14 protein-coding genes are annotated in these 17,902 nt (G+C 41.8%); 5 read left to right on the top strand and 9 right to left on the bottom strand.

Annotated features, from left to right (window positions below):
* Positions 1–158: 158 nt before the first annotated feature.
* Positions 159–2,078, bottom strand: coding sequence for an anaerobic carbon-monoxide dehydrogenase catalytic subunit (cooS, locus tag M8E35_RS13420; RefSeq protein WP_252469659.1), 1,920 nt, complete (start codon positions 2,076–2,078; stop codon positions 159–161).
* 214 nt (positions 2,079–2,292) lie between these two features.
* Here cooS and M8E35_RS13415 point away from each other — a divergent pair, with 214 nt between their 5' ends.
* The 3 genes from M8E35_RS13415 to M8E35_RS13405 all read left to right on the top strand — a co-directional run bounded on the left by M8E35_RS13415 (position 2,293) and on the right by M8E35_RS13405 (position 4,894).
* Entirely contained in the window at positions 2,293–2,640 is a 348-nt protein-coding gene (locus M8E35_RS13415) for a YggT family protein (RefSeq protein WP_252469658.1), read from the top strand.
* Positions 2,641–2,948: 308 nt separating this feature from the next.
* Positions 2,949–4,223: a PocR ligand-binding domain-containing protein gene (locus tag M8E35_RS13410; protein WP_073030544.1), complete on the top strand. Its 1,275-nt coding sequence runs from the start codon at positions 2,949–2,951 to the stop codon at positions 4,221–4,223.
* Positions 4,224–4,234: 11 nt separating this feature from the next.
* On the top strand, positions 4,235–4,894 hold the full coding sequence (locus M8E35_RS13405) for a cobalamin B12-binding domain-containing protein (RefSeq protein WP_252469656.1): 660 nt from the start codon (positions 4,235–4,237) through the stop codon (positions 4,892–4,894).
* 312 nt (positions 4,895–5,206) lie between these two features.
* Here the strand turns inward: M8E35_RS13405 and M8E35_RS13400 are convergent, their stop codons facing one another.
* The 6 genes from M8E35_RS13400 to M8E35_RS13375 form a co-directional block, all read right to left on the bottom strand.
* On the bottom strand, positions 5,207–5,866 hold the full coding sequence (locus tag M8E35_RS13400) for a DUF1638 domain-containing protein (RefSeq protein ID WP_373887451.1): 660 nt from the start codon (positions 5,864–5,866) through the stop codon (positions 5,207–5,209).
* Between the two features lie 111 nt (positions 5,867–5,977).
* Positions 5,978–7,471 (bottom strand): glycine betaine uptake BCCT transporter, encoded by a 1,494-nt coding sequence (locus tag M8E35_RS13395; protein ID WP_252469654.1) that lies wholly within the window; start codon positions 7,469–7,471, stop codon positions 5,978–5,980.
* Between the two features lie 210 nt (positions 7,472–7,681).
* Positions 7,682–8,329: a glycine betaine-specific corrinoid protein MtgC gene (gene mtgC, locus M8E35_RS13390; RefSeq protein ID WP_252469652.1), complete on the bottom strand. Its 648-nt coding sequence runs from the start codon at positions 8,327–8,329 to the stop codon at positions 7,682–7,684.
* Between the two features lie 34 nt (positions 8,330–8,363).
* Positions 8,364–9,794 carry a glycine betaine--corrinoid protein methyltransferase gene (mtgB, locus tag M8E35_RS13385; RefSeq protein WP_309446472.1) on the bottom strand — a complete coding sequence of 477 codons (1,431 nt, stop codon included), beginning with the start codon at positions 9,792–9,794 and terminating at the stop codon, positions 8,364–8,366.
* A 39-nt stretch (positions 9,795–9,833) separates the two neighbouring features.
* Positions 9,834–10,754 carry a [methyl-Co(III) glycine betaine-specific corrinoid protein]--tetrahydrofolate methyltransferase MtgA gene (mtgA, locus tag M8E35_RS13380; protein ID WP_252469648.1) on the bottom strand — a complete coding sequence of 307 codons (921 nt, stop codon included), beginning with the start codon at positions 10,752–10,754 and terminating at the stop codon, positions 9,834–9,836.
* Positions 10,755–11,139: 385 nt separating this feature from the next.
* On the bottom strand, positions 11,140–12,642 hold the full coding sequence (locus M8E35_RS13375; RefSeq protein WP_252469646.1) for a glycine betaine uptake BCCT transporter: 1,503 nt from the start codon (positions 12,640–12,642) through the stop codon (positions 11,140–11,142).
* A 381-nt stretch (positions 12,643–13,023) separates the two neighbouring features.
* Here M8E35_RS13375 and M8E35_RS13370 point away from each other — a divergent pair, with 381 nt between their 5' ends.
* Entirely contained in the window at positions 13,024–14,244 is a 1,221-nt protein-coding gene (locus M8E35_RS13370) for a sensor histidine kinase (RefSeq protein WP_252469645.1), read from the top strand.
* A gap of 200 nt (positions 14,245–14,444) precedes the next feature.
* On the opposite strand, the gene ald is transcribed toward M8E35_RS13370, so the two are convergent.
* Positions 14,445–15,578 (bottom strand): alanine dehydrogenase, encoded by a 1,134-nt coding sequence (gene ald, locus M8E35_RS13365; protein ID WP_252469644.1) that lies wholly within the window; start codon positions 15,576–15,578, stop codon positions 14,445–14,447.
* A 525-nt stretch (positions 15,579–16,103) separates the two neighbouring features.
* On the opposite strand from ald, the gene M8E35_RS13360 reads away from it, so the two are divergent.
* Positions 16,104–17,153 carry a response regulator transcription factor gene (locus M8E35_RS13360; RefSeq protein ID WP_252469643.1) on the top strand — a complete coding sequence of 350 codons (1,050 nt, stop codon included), beginning with the start codon at positions 16,104–16,106 and terminating at the stop codon, positions 17,151–17,153.
* 89 nt (positions 17,154–17,242) lie between these two features.
* Here the strand turns inward: M8E35_RS13360 and M8E35_RS13355 are convergent, their stop codons facing one another.
* Complete coding sequence (locus M8E35_RS13355) at positions 17,243–17,893, bottom strand: potassium channel family protein (RefSeq protein WP_252469642.1); 651 nt, start codon at positions 17,891–17,893, stop codon at positions 17,243–17,245.
* Positions 17,894–17,902 lie beyond the last annotated feature (9 nt).

Here is a 17,902-nt window from a genome sequence, read left to right as displayed (position 1 = left end):
TATAACAAATAACAAACCTACACCAATAGAGATTGCAGGATATAGGGTTATTCCGGTTTTATAATGAAGAGGCACCTCAATATTATTTGAGGCGCCCCTTTTTCTAGTCGATTATGCTTTGAAGATTCTTAGCCTTGGTAGAAGGTTTACTTAGCTACTTAGTTATTGCTCAATCCCAGACCTTTTCTCTTCTCAATAATGTGAGCTTCAATGTTATTGGCGACTTCTACCGGATCATCTCCGAGAGCGACCTTCCCTCCGGTTAGTCCCTCAACATCTTGGGTCAATAATTTAACGAGTTGAGGCGCGCCTGTCACAAAGGGAGTCGGCGACAAATGAGTGTACGCACCGTATGCCACAGCAAATACTCCATCAATTGTCGCTTTTTGCTCCATCCATTCAGGTGCAGTTACTGCAATAGGCAATTGAGGAACGTCGACATCTAAATGATCTGCCAGCGCTGTAACGAGCATCGAGATTCTTCCTGTATCCGTACAGGTTCCAAAACTCAAGACCGGCGGGATTTTTAAGGCACCGCATATTTCTCCTAAACCGCTGCCCGCCAATTTAACGGCATCCATGTTACAAAGCCCGGCCACTTCCAAAGCATGATTGCCGCATCCAGCAGATACTACCAAGATATCCTTCTTGATAAGTTCTTTAGCGAGATTCACCGTGTTCCAATCTTGAGGACCATTTCTGATAGTTGAGCAACTCACTAAGGCGACAACACCCTTAATTTTTCCAGCGGCAATGACATCCACCAATGGATCAAGTTTACCGCCAAGGGCCTCCAAAACGGCTTCTGTGGAGAATCCCGCAATCGCCTTTTGTATAATTTTAGGGACTTTTGCAGTAATTTTCCCTTTACGCTTTTTGAAGTTTTCAATACCTAGCTCAATGAGTCGATCGGCCATGGCGTCCGTTTCAGCAGGATGATACGGAATTTTATGTTGAAGACCCGGTATACCAATGATCGTGCTGACTGCTACCAAGGTTATTTGGTATTGTTCTGCATACATATCAATAGCCGGTGGCGAACAGTTCTCATCCATAGCCAGGACATCTACGGTTCCTGTAGCTAAGAGAGGCTCTATAGTCAACCAATTCCCCATTAAACCCACAAAAACATCATCCACCGGAAATCTCTGAACTAATTCTTGTCCGGTTTCGATGGACCCGACGATTCTTAGCCCTTTCGCCCCAGCCGCTTTAGCTCGCTCTTGAACTTCCGCCATTTTAGCCTTTTGGATAGTTGCAACGCCAGGCCAAGGTTGGTGTCCATTAAACACAATATTAACGTAATCCGGGTCCATGATCCCCAGATCAACATTGACTTCGTGTGGTTTAGGCGTACCAAACAAAATATCCTGAGTCATTTCCAGCCCAATTTGGGCATTATAAATTGTGGAAAGCCCTAGGCGCAAGGCTTTGAGCGCGAGCGAAACATAATCTCCATCGACATTAGTCAAGCAACTCGCGACACAATTTTGCTCCTCGTGAAGAGCTCCCGCTGGATAGATATGTAAGTCCTTCCAGACCTTTTTCCGCTTCTTTGGAGCAAAGGCTTCAACCATGAGATTCGGCTCTTCTACACCAATGTTCATTTGGGCATTGAGCAGATCAGCTAATTGTATGGCCATCTGGTTAGTATCCTGATTCGTGTTGAGTCCAAGCTTTTCACACATCCATTTAAGTTTATTGACATCCGTAATTTTAAATGGAGTTTTCCCTTCTCCTGTGGCCTTAAGGGTCCTGAATGCTTCATAAGCATGATGGCTGTAGGTGCCTGCTCCCATAATATTTTGAAGCAACAACTTTCTCATAGCCATAGCATCAGGTCCGATTCCACAAACCCCTTTATCCTGACCAGTCTTCTCACTGATTCGGCAAGGTCCCTGAGCACATTGTTGACAAGTTAAGCCTTGAAGACAAAATTTACAGCGAATCTTTTCCTGCTCAGTCCAACGATCGAAGGAGTTGGACATACCGTCTTCCCTGATTCTTCCTATCATTGCTTCAACTGAATCATGGTAACTTATTCGACCCTCAGTCTTTTCCAATATGGTTTCAGACATTACCTATCCCCCTTTTATAATTACTATTGAAAGTTTGCTCATCTGCCGTGCTAAATATGTACAGATCTGTAATCTGTAAACTAAATAAAGCCTTCTTCAAATCAACTGATTCGGTTGCTATTCTGGCATTAATTTCCTGTTCAATTCGGCTGTAATAGTTCGCTATAAAATTTGGAAAGATAAAATCAATAAATAGATTATGGAGGGATAATAAATGAACGAAAGTACGGATATAAAAATAAACCACCCCAATTTGAAAGCAAAGAACATAGTATACTATATCTTGGGTGTTCTGGAAGTGTTATTGGCCTTTCGTCTAGTCTTCAAACTTCTTGGTGCCAATCCTCAAAGTCCTTTTGTTTCATTTATATATTCAGTATCACAAGCATTCCTATCCCCTTTTACTGGTATTTTCAGGTCCGCAGTCACCAAAGGGATTGAGGCTCAGTCCATTTTAGAGCCAACGACGATTATTGCTATGATTGTTTATGCAATTATAGCTTGGGGAATTGTTAAGTTAATTGAGATTAGCAGACCTCATCACACACCAGAAAGTCGTTAATTAAGAAAAATAATTTAAGATCAACTATTTAGCATAGGGTCTTAATATTAAGCGCAGCCCGTAACAGTTTTTAATTGTTACGGGCTTCAAACTCTAATCAGCTAAAAGCGTTAAATTTTTTAGAAAGCAAAGAAGATGCCATCGTAATAATTAGAATTACACGTACCTCACGCAGATTTGCAGTATTTTCTATCTGCATAATCTAAAGGATTTATGTGCTTTGCGTCGAAATATTATAACAGTTCTAATTTTTTATTTATCCTTTAAGCTATTCCTTTAGTGATTAACAACAAATTGAGGAGACTGCTATGCCTAAGAGAAATATTGAAAGTTTTCTTGATCCTCAATACTTAGAGGAAATCCTCGCCAGTTTTTCTAAGGCTACAGGGCTGCACATTGAAGCCGTAAATAGAAAAGGAGAAACGCTTGCCATATTGGGTAATAAAAGCAGAAGCGATTTTTGTCAGTTTATCCGAAGCCATAGTAAAGGGGAAAAGAAATGTTTAGATTCATATAAAGAAGCAACTTTAGAATCAGCCAAATGGAATGAGCCCTATTTCTTCCGTTGCCATGCCGGACTTATTATATGGGCCGTCCCGATTATAGTAGATAGTGTATTCCTAGGAAGTATCATATGCGGACAAGTATTATTGTGGAAACCTGATGAATTTTTTCTTCAACAATTAAAGAAATCCAATTCTAAAAATATGGACTTTGATACTTTGCAACAAAAAGTAAAAGAACTCCCCATATCCTCTCCTGAGCAGTCCCAAGCTGCGGCAGACATGCTTTTTGTGGTGGTAAATCATTTGGTGAAACGAAACATTCATACTATGGAGGAGGAAAATGCTTATCATTTAGAACGCCTTCAAATAAAAGCTGATCTGGAAAACAGAAAGAAGAAAAACGCTGCGGAGTTTACAGACTATGGAACCTATTTAAAGAATGAAAGGCGTTTCCTAAGTTATATACGGCTTGGTGATAAAACCAGGGCCGAAAGTACTTTGAAGAATTTATTAACTGACCTCTTAACTAAGACCGCCGGGGATAAAGCTACTATTAAAATACGGGTGCTTGAATTGGCCTCCCTGTCATCGAGGGCGGCCGTCGAAGGAGGAGCTGATGCTGAACAGGTTATGGTTAAACTTCAGGATTTTAATAATGAGATTAACAGCATTGAACGCATAGAAGAATTCTTCTTCAAAGTCCATAAGGTCATAGGTGAATTCCTGGATGGGATTTTTAAACTCGCAGACAAGAAGCACCTCAGCTTAGTTAATAACGCCCGAAATTTCATTATGGAAAATTACCATAAACCACTGACACTTAAAGCAACTGCCGATCATCTCTTTATTAGCCCATCCCATCTATCTCGTTTATTCCGCTTAGAATTAGATTGCACTTTTAATGATTACCTGACTAGAGTCCGTGTTGAAAAAGCAGTAGAACTGATGAAGAAACCAGAGTTCAGTGTTGAACAAGTTTCTAAAGCAATAGGCTTTAAAAGCCAAAGTTATTTCGCTGAAGTATTTCGGAAATATATTGGCGTCACCCCACTGATCTATAAAAATAGCTTATTTTAGGAGCGATTCAATTGATATTTGATGATATTATCTATTCAATTGCTGAAGGTGAATCTGAGGATACGATAGAATTCTGCAAACAAGCTTTAGCACAAGGATATTCTGCCAATTCTATTCTTGAAAAGGGACTAATTACTGGTATTAACATCATCGCTGAAAAATACCGCACGGAAAAAGTTAATGTTCCGGAAGTTTTAATGGCCACCAATTCAATGCATGCGGGCCTATCCGTTATTGAACCAATCTTGACTGCCCCTGCCAAAAAAGGGCTTGGTAAGATAGTCTTGGGTACCGTCGCAGGAGATTTACATGATATTGGCCTCGGCATTGTCAAAACCATGGCTATGACAACCGGCGCCAAAATTATAGATCTTGGGGTTAATGTTACTCCTAAGAAATTTGCCAGTGCTGTTCGCAAGGAAAAGCCTAATATTCTAATGATTTCGGCCTTATTAACCACAACCATGTCTGTTATGAAAGATGTGATTGATGAACTGGAAGCTCAGGGACTACGCAACGGGATAAAAATTATAGTAGGTGGAGCACCCATAACTGATGCCTTTGCCAAGGAAATTGGAGCAGATTATACATTTGAAGATGCATTTGAATTCCGCAAGTTTTTAAAGGAAAATCTAAGTAAACTGTTAACCTCCAAAAGAGGCAACTCATAAAAGAATGCATACCCCTGAATAAATCATAATTAACTAAAAGAACTACTCTTGTTTTGCAGGAGTAGTTCTTTGCATATAAGCTTCTTTTTCGATAAATAAATTTTATCAATTCCGAGACACCCACTTCTGGTCTTCAAGTGGGTGTTCCTTATTCTTCTTCGGTGACGAAAGCCTCCAGTGGAGGGTTTCGCCAAGCGCCTTTCCCAATAGGAACACTTGCCCACTCCTCAAGCTTCTCCCCTAATATGATTGATTCGTTCTTTCCGGGTAAGAGTCCTAAAGTCACGATCTGGCTCGATCTTTATTTCCATTTTATGTTCCTGCTAATATTTCCAATGTAATAACTTGGCCCGCATCGACATAGATGGATTCCGGGACCTTTATTCCTTTGACAATTGAGGTGAGGAGACCTGTATCCCCCTCAATCTCTCCGACTTCCCACCCAAAAAAGTCAGCAATCTCCTGAACTTTTTTTCTGTATCGTTCAAGATCCTTTATCCCGGGAGTCTTAATGAAGATTGCTTTTTGATAACTGCCATACAAAGTTTTAATCAATTTACGCGCTTTCTTTTCACCATATTTCTCTTCATATTCGCAGTATTCCGCTAAGGGAGTTCGCCCATAGTCCAACCATCCCTGGCTAAAATAATAAGTGAGAGAATTCTCCTTGAATAATTCCATATGCCTGGCAGTTGATCCTAACATTAGGCCAATACAATCGTGTGTCGCCGGAAATAAAAGTGGTATACGCGGTGACAGCAACCCAAGCATTGAATTAGAGCAACGTCCATAAGTAAGTATGATCAAATCATAGTCCTGGCTCTGATTAATTATTTCCTGCAGTTTAGCATGTAACATATCCGGTCGGGCGTGGTAACTGTAATCTAGAAATTCACAATCCATTCCCTGGTTAAGTCCTTGCGCATGGATTTCATTCATAGTTGACTGGCAACCAATCAGCTTAATTCTCAACTGCATCATCCTCCACAACAAGCTTGCTCAATCCATAGAATCTTAACCGCATAAGAACACCCAGGCCTCCACAACCCAGGTGTTCTTTGATTTGTATCAGGACTTTCCGACTTAAAGCTTCTCCTGACCAAGTGCTTTGTAAATGCTAAAGCACATGGCTATCATGATCAACATGAAGGGGAAGGCCGCGACAATAGAAACTGTCTGCAAGACCGATAAAGCTGCAGTGCCGCCGCCGACTAAGATCAGAATGATGGTGAAAGACCCCTGTATGATACCCCAGAAGCTGCGTAATCCCTTGCCAGGGTCCATGTCACCGTTGGAAGTCAACATAGCCAGTACATAGGTTGCGGAATTCGCAGCTCCAACAAAACAGGCAACGATGAGGAGAATTGCCAGAGGAGCGGTGATTGAATATAAAGGTAACTGTTGCAACATGGCGAACAAGGCGGTAGTATAGTCTGTTTTAACCGCAGCTTGAATGGCTCCATTGGAGAGCTTATCCAGGTTGAAGGCTGCACCGCCGTAAATCGACAGCCAGATCATGGAGAATCCAGAAGGCAATAAGGTCACTGCCAACACAAATTGGCGGATGGTACGACCCTTGGAGACACGAGCGACGAATTGTCCGACGAACGGAGCCCAGGCAATCCACCACGCCCAGTAGAACACAGTCCAGCCGTTTATCCAGTCTATATTGCCCATCCACAGGGTCTGTCCGACAAAGTTTTGCAAGTAGGCTCCAAGAGTATCTGTAAAGTTGTTCAGGATAATAACCGTCCCCCCGAACAAGAAGATAAATACCATGAATCCAATCGAAAGCCATATCTTAATGTCGGCAGCAATCTGCATAGCCTTGTGCAGGCCGGAGATTGTGGCCAGAGTGAAGAGCAACGTCATTAATGCGATGACTATTGAAACGGTCGTGGGCGTTGCCTGAATTCCCCAGATATATTGCAACCCTGTGGCTATCTGGTTAGAGCCGAGACCTAAGCTAGTGGCTACACCAAACACGGTGGCAAACACTGCCAAGATATCAATCGCTTTGCCGATAGGCCCGTAAATCCGGTCCCCAATCAAAGGATAGAAAGCTGAACTGACTAGGAAGGGCAGATCCTTGCGGAATTGGAAGTATGCCAGAGCCAGACCCCCAATGGCGAAAATCACCCAAGGGTGGATTCCCCAGTGGAAAAACATGATGCGCATGGCTGTACGCATAGCCTCAGGGGTACCCGCTGTATCCATCGGCGGGGATAGGTAATGCATCATTGGCTCGGCAACTGACCAGAACACAAGCCCGATACCCATACCTCCTCCGAACAACATAGAAAACCACTGAAAGTTACTGAACTCAGGCTTGTCGTCGTCTTTTCCCAGCTTGATTTTACCAAAACGACTAAACGCTATTCCGAAAATGAAAATCGTAAAAAAGGCGACCGCCAACAGATATAGCCATCCGAAATCAGTCGTCAAAAATGCGAACGAAGCACTAGCGACTTTACCCATTTGTTCAGGAAGGAACATGCCGAATATTACGAATAATACGATGATGACTGAAGAGATATACATAACAGTACGGTTATTTGAGCTTCTACTATTTGTCATGAATAGCACTACTCCTCTCGTAAACTTTACGTCTGATGGATTAGTTTTTGTATCCTAGTCCTGGTGCGTGGAGTCGCCAGTCTATAGAATCACTCTGTCACCGTTTATAACCGAAAGTAATCCTAGGGACTTTAAAGAATTGTGTTTTATTAAGGTCCCTAGGATTTAACTTCGTTAGGCATTCTGCTATTGAGCTCTCTGAATTAAAATTTATTTTGCCAGCATACGGTCTGCAAGCGCGACCGCTTCGTCGGCAGATTCAGCCCATCCGTCGGCTCCGATCTCATCTGCATAAGCCTGGCTGGTAGGACCTCCTCCAATGAAGACTTTGAACTGATCCTTAAGATTATGCTCTATCAAATAATCAATAATCTGCTTTTGCGCGCTCATCGTTGTTGTCAAGAGGGCACTCGCGCCAATTATGTCCGCTCCAACTTCTTGAGCCTTTAAAACAAAATCTTCGGCTTTAATATCAGTACCAATATCAAAAACCTTATAGCCTGCTGCCGTGAACATCGCTCCTGTTATATTCTTACCGATGTCGTGGATATCCCCTTCTACTGTTCCCAAGACAATCTTGCCTTTACTTTCCCCTTCGCTCATACCTAATTTAGCTATTTCAGGCTCAAGTAGACCTAACCCGACTTTCATTGCCTCAGCAGACATCATTACATCCGGCAGAAAGACTTCCCCTGCTTTCCATAACTCCCCTACAACTTCAATTCCTTTGATCAGGCCTTCTTGCACGGCGTCAACTGGGTTAATTGATTCATCAATGACCTTTTGGGAAAGTTCCTCTACTATATCTTCATCCCCATCGATAATGGCTTGCTTTAATTCTGAAAATAGTTCATTCATTTGATTTATTCCTCCTATTTCTCATTTATTTAGTTCAAGATCGTTGAGCGATAAACTCTAACAATTTTTTATCAATGTTCTCGTCAAGTGCGGGTGGTACGTAATTAGCCAAAACCTCTTGCCACTGTTTATGGGCCCTTTGGTTTGTGTCCAATTTTTCCTTGGACCAAGCATCAAAGGCGGCACGGTCACTTAACTGAGGTGTGCGAAACTCTTTTTTATGGTTTTTTCGGGTATGTTTCTGCGTGAGGAAGTGTCCGCCCGGTCCGACTTTAGCAATCGCATCGTAAGCTAAACCGTCCTCATCAAAGTTGAAGCCTTTCAAATAGTGCAAGAGCATCCCTGCCATTTCATCGTCCATCATAAATTTTTCATAGGAAATAGCCATGAAATATTGTAAAATCCCCGCAGTATGAAGAACAAAGTTGATACCTGTTACGCTAGCCGCCATCAGCGTCATCATGGATTCATAACCAGCTTGAGCATCCACAATCTTGGAATCATTCAAACCGCCGCCTGACCGACTGGGAACACCGTAGAAGCGGGCAATTTGAGCACTGGCTGAAATAAACAAGGCTGTTTCTGGACTGCCGATAGAGAGACTGCCTGTACGCATATCACTGAGAGCGGAAGTCGAGCCATATACAACCGGTGTTCCAGGATTAATACTTTGGGCTAAAGCTATCCCTGCCAAGACTTCAGCATTTTGCAGTGCTAAAGTACCGACCAAGGCTGCCGGTCCAGTAGAACCAGCCATAACCAGAGAAGCTACAACAACAGCCTGTCCCGCTTCTGCATAGGCCATCAGGGCTCCTAGCATTCTCTCGTCAAATTTCAAGGGCGTCAGGGAGTTAATTAGAGAAATTAGCACTGGTTTTTCTTTAATGACATCTTTGCCTCCAAAAAGTAAGGCAGCCATTTCGATAGAGTCCTGTGCACGTTCCCGTCCCTCAGCACTTCCCATGAAACACTTATCCGAGTTTTTGATGGAGCTGTAAATCATTTTTAGGTGTCTAATTTCATCTGGAATATCTTGAGGCTCAGCCACCGTCCCGCCTGTCATATGCAAATTTTTGCTTGCTCCGGCTAGCTTAACAATATTTTCGTAGTCCTGCATCGTGCTTTTACGACGGGTCCCATCAGCTAATTGGATAAAGGGAGCTCCGTAACCAGGCATATAGATTATATTTTCACCGCCACAGACCAAGTTGTGCTCTGGATTGCGGGCATGCAGAGTAAATTCAGCAGGTGCCAGCTTTACTTTTCCTTCGATAAATTCTCTCGTGAAATGCACTCGGTTTCCTTCTACCTTTAGTCCTTGGTCCCTAAAGACTTTCAAAGCCGGTTCATATTCAAAATCCATACCGATTTCTTCAAGAATCTTAATTGATTCATTATGGATTATCAGCACCTGCTCTTCAGTCAACACATTATACTTTGGCAACATAGTTAAACACCCCTTTATAGTTTGAATAGTATCTTCTTTAAAAAACCTTAAGACCTTCTAAAAAATCTTCAATAGAGGATGCTCCTGGGTTCCTAACTTGACACCCGTAAGTTTATTATTATAGGCCATCATTGCATCAGTGGTTGCCATTGCCCTATATACCCAAGGCGCGTTAACCATAGGACCATAGAGAATAAAACTGGCACCTTGAGTTACAGGATAGGTAAAGACGGCAGCCCCAGCCACTTCGAAAAAGGGAGTTCCTTTCGATCGCATCTTCTTCCACAAATACACAGCGTTAGAAGGAGCACACCCTCCCGGATAACCAAATTCTTGATTGACTACATGGATGGCCTCACTTGTCCAACTGGCGCTAGGTACATCCAAGACACCAGGGTCAACAAGAAACTGCTCGATTCCCGCTCTTTTGGCGGCGTCAATCAGACCTTCTTTCTCCCCATCTCCCGTCAAGAGTTTGATTCTAGCTTTGGGCTTTAATGCTTTATTGCTAAACGCTAAAATGACGGCCGTTTTAATTCCACTTTCTTTAATAGCAGCTAACTCTTCCTCGGAATAATGCTCGTCGATGGAATTATAAATTAGTCTTTTGCGTATTTCAGGATCATATCCGAGTTCTTTCAAAGCACCCATTCGTACAGCTGGACTGATGCTGTCCAACAAAAAAGGAGCCTTAGAATTCTTCATCACAAATTCTACATATCGAGTTAAAGCCTCTACCGATTCACCTAAGACATCAAGAATAAAAGGATTACCTGTTTCTGCACTCAACTCGGCTTCTTGATCCAGGAGCGCTTTCGCAGCTTCTTCATCGAAAATTCCCTTCATTCCATCTTTGACAATTTTGTGGCCCCTATAAAAGATGCTGCCAATCAGCACAGTAGGGTATTGTCCTGGCTGCCCGCCCACCTTTACTCCGTTAATATCGTAGACATGTTGTTCTGATGTATAATTTAACATTATAACTCCCCCATATTTATATTGTTTGACACCTTCATCAACGCGAATGCGGCTTTTTCTTTACATTGGGAACTTTCCTCTTTTACTAGTGCGGTTCCGCAATCCTGAGAAATCACCCCCTATATGCTATATGACATGTTACATTTCTTGATTGATCTTCCCTGCATTCATCATAACACCATAGTTCTTCGATATTAACACTACAATTATGCTCGTTTTACTACATTTGAGGCTGAAAATGAAAATTCCGATTATTCATGTTTTTTGATATTATTTTCACATTTTCAATCAATATTGTTACACTAACACATATTATTAAAGTTAAAAAGCAAAAACCCCACACTGATTAGCATGGAGTCTTAAGCGATGGCCAGATACTTCTTGTTTAAATTTCACTTTTGAACGCCTTTACAATCGAAACAACCATAGCAAAAATAACAAACATAAAAGGAAATGCTGAAACGATGGAGGCCGTCTGCAATGCACCAAGTCCCCCGGCTATCATTAAAGCAATTGCTGCCGCACCTACAACTAAACCCCAGAAGATCTTCAGTCCAGCTTTGGGGTTTAATTCCCCTCCTGAAGTGAACATAGCCATGACATAGGTAGCAGAGTCCGCTGATGTAATAAAGAAGATCGCTATGATTAAGGTCGTTAGGTTTGTTAGAACACCCGCCAGCGGGTAATACTGAAACATGGCAAAAATGGCTGTACTCATGTCTTTTGCTACTTGTGTTGCAATACCGCCATGTTGAAAAATATCAATATAAAGCGCGCTGTTCCCCATGACTCCCATCCAGATAAAACTCATCAAAGCAGGGGCAATGACCACACCCAATATAAATTCTCTAACCGTCCGCCCCCTTGAAATTCGGGCAATAAATGCACCAACGAACGGACCCCAGGCAACCCACCATGCCCAGTAGAAAACAGTCCAGCCCTTTACCCAACCAGGATTAGTATTATAGGCATCAGCCCAAAGACTCATTTGAATAATGTTTTGAACGTAAGAGCCAATAGTTTCGACAAAGCCATTAAGAATAAATCGAGTCGGTCCGATGATTAGCATGAAAGTTAAAATAATAGAAAGCAACAGCATATTGATATTGCTAAGAAATTTAATTCCCCGTTCAATTCCAGTTACTGCAGATGTTATAAATAATGCTGTAACTACTGCGATGATAACGACAGTTGTCGTGGTACCCGTGGGAAGGCCATAGGCGTAATTTAACCCGGTACCGATCTGCATAGCACCTAAGCCTAAAGATGTAGCCATCCCAAATATTGTTGCAAATACGGCCAAGATATCAACTAACTTGCCAATCCATCCCTTAATTCCCTTTTCTCCAAGCAATGGATAAAGGGTGGAGCTCACTAAAGCTGGTAAGCCTTTGCGGAACTGGAAATAGGCCATTGACAAGCCTACAACAGCAAAAACGCTCCAAGGATGCAGACCCCAATGAAAAAAAGTATAACGCATTGCAATCTGAGCTGATTCAATAGTAGAAGGTTGACCAAAGGGAGGAGAAGCATAGTGCGTCATCGGTTCAGCTACACCCCAGAAGATAAGTCCAATTCCCATACCAGCCGCAAAGAGCATGGAAAACCAGCTCAAAGTACTGTATTCAGGCTTCTCACTATCTTTGCCCAAGATAATATTCCCATATTTACTTAAGGCAATAAACAGAGCAAAAAACAGAAAGAAAGTCACGCCAATTAAGTAACTCCAGCCAAAATTCTCCGTAATGAATTGCTGTACTGCGTTGAATGTGTCACCAGCCTCTTTAGGCTGACATAGGGTCCAGAAAACAAACAGAACCATAATGACCGCAGAAAATGAGAAGATGGCACGATCAGTTTTGCCAATAAAACTCTTTTTATTACTCATTCTTCCTCCTCCCAAAATGGGAAATATAAACCCCCTTACTTCTCATCTTAACATCTTTTTAATATTCTAGGTTGCCACAATAATGCTCGTTTTGCTACATTTATGCCATTTTTGAAAATTCTAACTACTCTAATTAATAGTTATTTAATGGTGTCATTTCAACCTTAATAATTAGACGAATATAACCCATTATTTAAATATGGTTAAAAAGTATTAAGTTCCAATTACAATTAACGGAATTCACTGGCAATTATCAATGAAAAGTCTATAATCATAAAAGGAACTTATTTCTAAGCTGTATATATTAGTTAATTGGGCGCCGATAATGGCACTTAACTCTGGAAAGAGAGTATCAACATAGTAAGGTGAGGAGAGGATTTTATGGACCATCCACCAAAGAGCCTATTTCAACTGATCGAAGAAGATAAGCTGGTTCGAATCATCGAAACTTTCACTAAGGCCACAGACATCACTATTGATATTAATGATGCTCTTGGTTTTCCTGTGGTAAAGCATGATTACTTTTATGGCTTTTGCCGCAGTATCCGCTCCAAAGATGCTGGTCTAAAGCGATGCATTAATTCCAATGCTACCCTGGGGTTCAATACCGTTGAGCAGGGCAATTCATGTATGGGCAAATGCCATGCTGGTGTCATGCTAATGTCGGTGCCGATCATCGTCGAGGATCAGTTCTACGGGTCCATTACATGCGGTCAGATGCACCTCGAAAAACCACAAGCTCCAGAGATTGAGGATATGCTTCATGTTACTGCGGACTTAGGCCTGGACCCTGAATCCTTGACCCAAACTTTTCAGGAAATCCAGGTTATAAGCATGGAAAAATGCCAAGCTGCAGGTGGACTTATACAATTTGTGGTAAGTTATATAGTCGAACTAATCTATCGAGCTAAGATGCAAGAAGGGTTAAGTAAAGAGAAATTAAAGGCAGCCGAAGATGCCCGAATTATTGTAGAGCTTGAACACACATTGCATAAAGCAGAATTAAAAAACCTGCAGGCCCAAATCAAACCTCACTTCTTATTCAACACTCTAAATACTATCATCAGTTTGGTAACTCTCGGTGAAAACACCAAAGGATTAAATACTCTTTTCGCCCTGTCCAATTTACTAAGACATAATATAGATCAACCTGAAGAACTGGTTTCCTTGCTGGAAGAACTTCATTATGTCGAAAGCTATCTTCTTATTCAAAAAAACAGGTTTGGAGAGCGGCTAGAAGTAACCATAGATATTCCAATCGACCTCCAAGATATCCAAATCCCTTTCTTAAGTTTGCAACCGTTGGTGGAGAATGCCTGCATCCACGGATTGGAACCTAAAGAGGGTATTGGTCACCTCTGGATTGTGGGTAAAAAGGTGAGTGACCATGTGGAAATCTCTGTGATAGATGATGGAGTGGGCATGCCTGAACATTATGCTCCTATCGACTTAAACCAAGATCATCAGTGTGTCGCAGGGATTGGTCTGCGCAATGTTCATAGGCGCTTGCAACTTCAATTTGGCAAAGAATTCGGTGTCAGGCTGTTTCCTAAACAAGCGCTTACTACCGTAATTCTCTTAATCCCAAATCATAAAGTGTAAACTCCGAAATGGGTTTCATCCCATCATCACAACACCTTGCCATCGATTACGATTATGTGTTCCTGACTCGAACATCCTCTTTCGAATCAGGCGGTTCCTCTAACCTCAAACGTCCTTTTAAGTCCTGGCCAACTTAAAGAGAGCATAAAAAGGACAGGCTTTGCCGCCTGTCCTTTACTGTCTGAAGAAAAGTTTGTTTGTTAAAAACTTGCAGGTACTTCAGTTACTTCCCCTAACGGTGTGTACTCCTGATTGAGAGCCTCTGCAACGGCTTTATAGGTGAGTTTACCATGGATAACGTTGACACCGCGGGCCAGTGCCAGATCGGTTCTGATTGCTTCAGCATAGCCCAATCCAGCTAGCTTCAGCGCGTATGGCAAAGTAGCATTGGTCAAGGCGAAGGTAGAAGTTCGAGCTACTGCTCCAGGCATGTTTGCTACACTATAGTGTATGACACCAAACTTTTCATAGGTTGGCTCTGCATGAGTGGTCACATGATCGATTGTTTCTACGCTGCCGCCTTGGTCAATTGCCACGTCCACAATCACTGAACCTGGTTTCATAGCTTTAACCATTTCCTCAGTAACAAGCTTAGGAGCTTTTGCACCTGGGATCAGAACTGCTCCAACCAATAAATCAGCCTTCTCGGTAGCCTGCATAATATTAAAACTGTTAGACATTAATGTTTTGATTCGTGAGCCAAAGATATCATCCAGATAGCGAAGACGAGCAGTACTTACATCCAGAATAGTAACCTCTGCTCCCATACCGATTGCCATTTTTGCCGCGTTAATACCAACAATGCCACCACCGACAATCGTAACTTTCGCAGGAGAAACTCCGGGAACCCCTCCTAAGAGAATCCCCTTTCCGCCATGTTGCTTTTCCAAGAACTGAGCACCAATCTGAACCGACATACGTCCGGCGACTTCACTCATGGGTATGAGCAAAGGCAGGCTGCCGTCAGCAGGCTGAACAGTTTCATAAGCAATACCTACAACATTTTTCTTGAGTAACGCTGCAGTCAATGCAGGTTCGGGAGCCAGGTGAAGGTAGGTAAATAAAAGTTGACCGTCTTTAAACAGATTATATTCTGATGGCAGAGGCTCTTTAACTTTAATAATCATCTCTGCGCTCGTATAAACATCCTCCGGAGCAGCCAAAATTTCGGCTCCTGCGGCAATGTATTCCTGATTACTGATTCCACTGCCTACACCAGCGTTATTTTCAATAACGACTTGGTGACCGGCTTTACAAAATGCCACAACGCCTGCGGGGGTAAGCGCAACTCGGTTTTCGTTATTCTTAATTTCTTTCGGTACTCCGATTATCATCTAAATTACTCTCCTCTCAGTTGGGGATTTTTAATAGCATTATTATCTCACACATACAAGTCTTTAAACCATACAAAATCTTGTGTAATAGACTCAATATATTGTCAGATAACTCGCTTTAGAATTATGTCTTTGAAATTAATATTTAGTTCATTTCTTTTCTTGTTCCTTAAGGGCGGCCAATTCTTGTGAAGATGATCTTAGCCAAACGGCCGATTTATTACACAAAACCAGCATAAACTAAAACATAAATTCAGATTGGCTTTTGCAATTTCATTTCATTCCTAGCTGGGTTACGTTATAATAAATAAAACACGCTCTAATTGACTTAATTATCTCATAATTCAGAAATTTTGCCATTCAAATCTATGCTCAGTCATCTGATAATATTGTCCTATAATCTAGTAAGCCTTATCAGAATATTGCACTTGGGTATAAATATTTTATACTAAACTCCATAAGTAAATGGGCATGAGTATCCTTCAACTCATATCGTTATTAACTGATTTTGAGGATGGTAATAGCATGTATAAAGTATTACTGGTTGATGATGAGGAATTAGAGCGCAAGATTTTATGGTTAACCTTACAAAACTCCGACCTTCCTATCACAATATTAGGAGAAGCTGGCAACGGACGAGAAGCCTTAGAAAAAGTCCATCTCACACGCCCTGATCTGATTATCATGGATATTAAAATGCCTGGAATTGATGGTATAGAAGCAACCCGACAAATTAAGGCACTTTACCCTGCCACAGAAGTCATTATTTTAACAGCCTATGGTAAATTCTCTTATTCTCAGCAGGCTATAAAAGCTCAAGCCACAGATTATTTACTCAAACCAATTCAACCACCCCAACTAATTGAGGCTGTAAAACTTGCTTTAGGGAGGCTTTCCCACAAAAAGTTCCAATCCTGCCCTGCCATGGATTTCACAATCCTAGAAGAGCAACTAAAGACAAGAAATCTTAAGGAGAGCAAACGTCAATTGACGTTACTTCTTGAACTTCTTGCAACTTCAAACCCTATTCCACTAGCCCCTCTTCTAAATTCGTTCGCCTTACGAATCATGGTCATCGTAACACAAGCAGTCCTTTCTGTGGGTGCTGATCCCGCCAAAGTAACTTCATTTGAAGATGACCTTGCTCAAGATTTGTGCCATGTCTCGTCCCTTGAAGACCTGAAATCTTGGGGAGAAACAATGTTGGAAAAATGTATCGGTTTATTAGGCTTAAATCAACAGTTTGATCAAGGCCAGCTCTTAGTGCGCAAAGCTATGGCCTATGTAGAATTAAACTATGCTAATAATATTTCACTAAATATGGTGGCAGCATATGTCCACGTCAGCCCAGCATATCTAAGTCGGATCTTCAATAAAAAAACAGGCGGAAGTTTAACAGACTATCTGGCCCAAGTACGGCTCAAAAAAGCCAAACAACAATTGCGCCTTTCAACTGCAACCATTGACCAAATTGCCGCCGCTAACGGTTTTAATTCCAGCAGTTATTTTTCTACTATTTTCAAGAAAAATGAAGGTATTACCCCATCCGAGTATCGAGCGAATCATACGATTTAACAATAGGGATCAGCTTAGCATAAATAAATAGGGACTTAACGTTAATTAAAGCGTTAAGTCCCTATTACTTTCATCAACTGCTTAAATATTTAGTCTGGCAACTTAGAAAGGGCTTTTTTGTTGCAGACAATTACCAAAATATCTCCTTCATCAACGACTGCATTCGCTCCCGGGGCAATAACAATCTGATCTGCACCTTTCTTAATAGCCATCACATTAATCTTATAAACTGCCCTTAAATTTAATTTTCCCAGTGTTTTATTGACAAATTGAGATGGAGCAATTATTTCGAAGATGCTGTAATCCAAGGACAATTCTATAAAATCCATGACATTGGTTCTAATTAGGTTGTTGGCCAGGCGAATCCCCATATCTTGTTCTGGATAAACAATTTTATCTGCGCCAATTTTCTCCAACACCTTTCCGTGCTGAATCGATTGAGCCTTAGCGACAACATAGGGTATTCCCATTTCTTTGAGCATCAGGGTGATTAGTATATTTGCTTCAAGATCATCCCCGATTGCGACAATCGCTACATCTAAATTCCGCACCCCTAATGTCCGGAGCGTCTCCTCTTCACGCGCATCGGCCTGCACCGCTTGAGTCACATCATTCATTATGAGCTGAACCGCATGTTCGTTCTTATCTAACGCAAGGACTTCGTGACCTAATGCGGTGAGGGTCTTAGCGACACTCGTTCCGAATCGCCCTAAGCCAATAACCACAAATTGTTTGCGCACTAATTTCTC

The sequence above is a fragment of the Desulfosporosinus nitroreducens genome (assembly GCF_023897015.1).
Lineage (GTDB): Bacteria > Bacillota > Desulfitobacteriia > Desulfitobacteriales > Desulfitobacteriaceae > Desulfosporosinus > Desulfosporosinus nitroreducens.
The sequence above is the reverse complement of the archived record's forward strand: the minus strand, read 5'-3'. Positions and strand labels throughout refer to the sequence as shown.

Coding starts and splice junctions, on each gene's coding strand:
- cooS (WP_252469659.1), bottom strand. CDS start 2,078: ATGTCTGAAACCATATTGGAAAAGACTGAGGGTCGAATAAGTTACCAT.
- M8E35_RS13415 (WP_252469658.1), top strand. CDS start 2,293: ATGAACGAAAGTACGGATATAAAAATAAACCACCCCAATTTGAAAGCA.
- M8E35_RS13410 (WP_073030544.1), top strand. CDS start 2,949: ATGCCTAAGAGAAATATTGAAAGTTTTCTTGATCCTCAATACTTAGAG.
- M8E35_RS13395 (WP_252469654.1), bottom strand. CDS start 7,471: ATGACAAATAGTAGAAGCTCAAATAACCGTACTGTTATGTATATCTCT.
- mtgC (WP_252469652.1), bottom strand. CDS start 8,329: ATGAATGAACTATTTTCAGAATTAAAGCAAGCCATTATCGATGGGGAT.
- mtgA (WP_252469648.1), bottom strand. CDS start 10,754: ATGTTAAATTATACATCAGAACAACATGTCTACGATATTAACGGAGTA.
- M8E35_RS13375 (WP_252469646.1), bottom strand. CDS start 12,642: ATGAGTAATAAAAAGAGTTTTATTGGCAAAACTGATCGTGCCATCTTC.
- M8E35_RS13370 (WP_252469645.1), top strand. CDS start 13,024: ATGGACCATCCACCAAAGAGCCTATTTCAACTGATCGAAGAAGATAAG.
- ald (WP_252469644.1), bottom strand. CDS start 15,578: ATGATAATCGGAGTACCGAAAGAAATTAAGAATAACGAAAACCGAGTT.
- M8E35_RS13360 (WP_252469643.1), top strand. CDS start 16,104: ATGTATAAAGTATTACTGGTTGATGATGAGGAATTAGAGCGCAAGATT.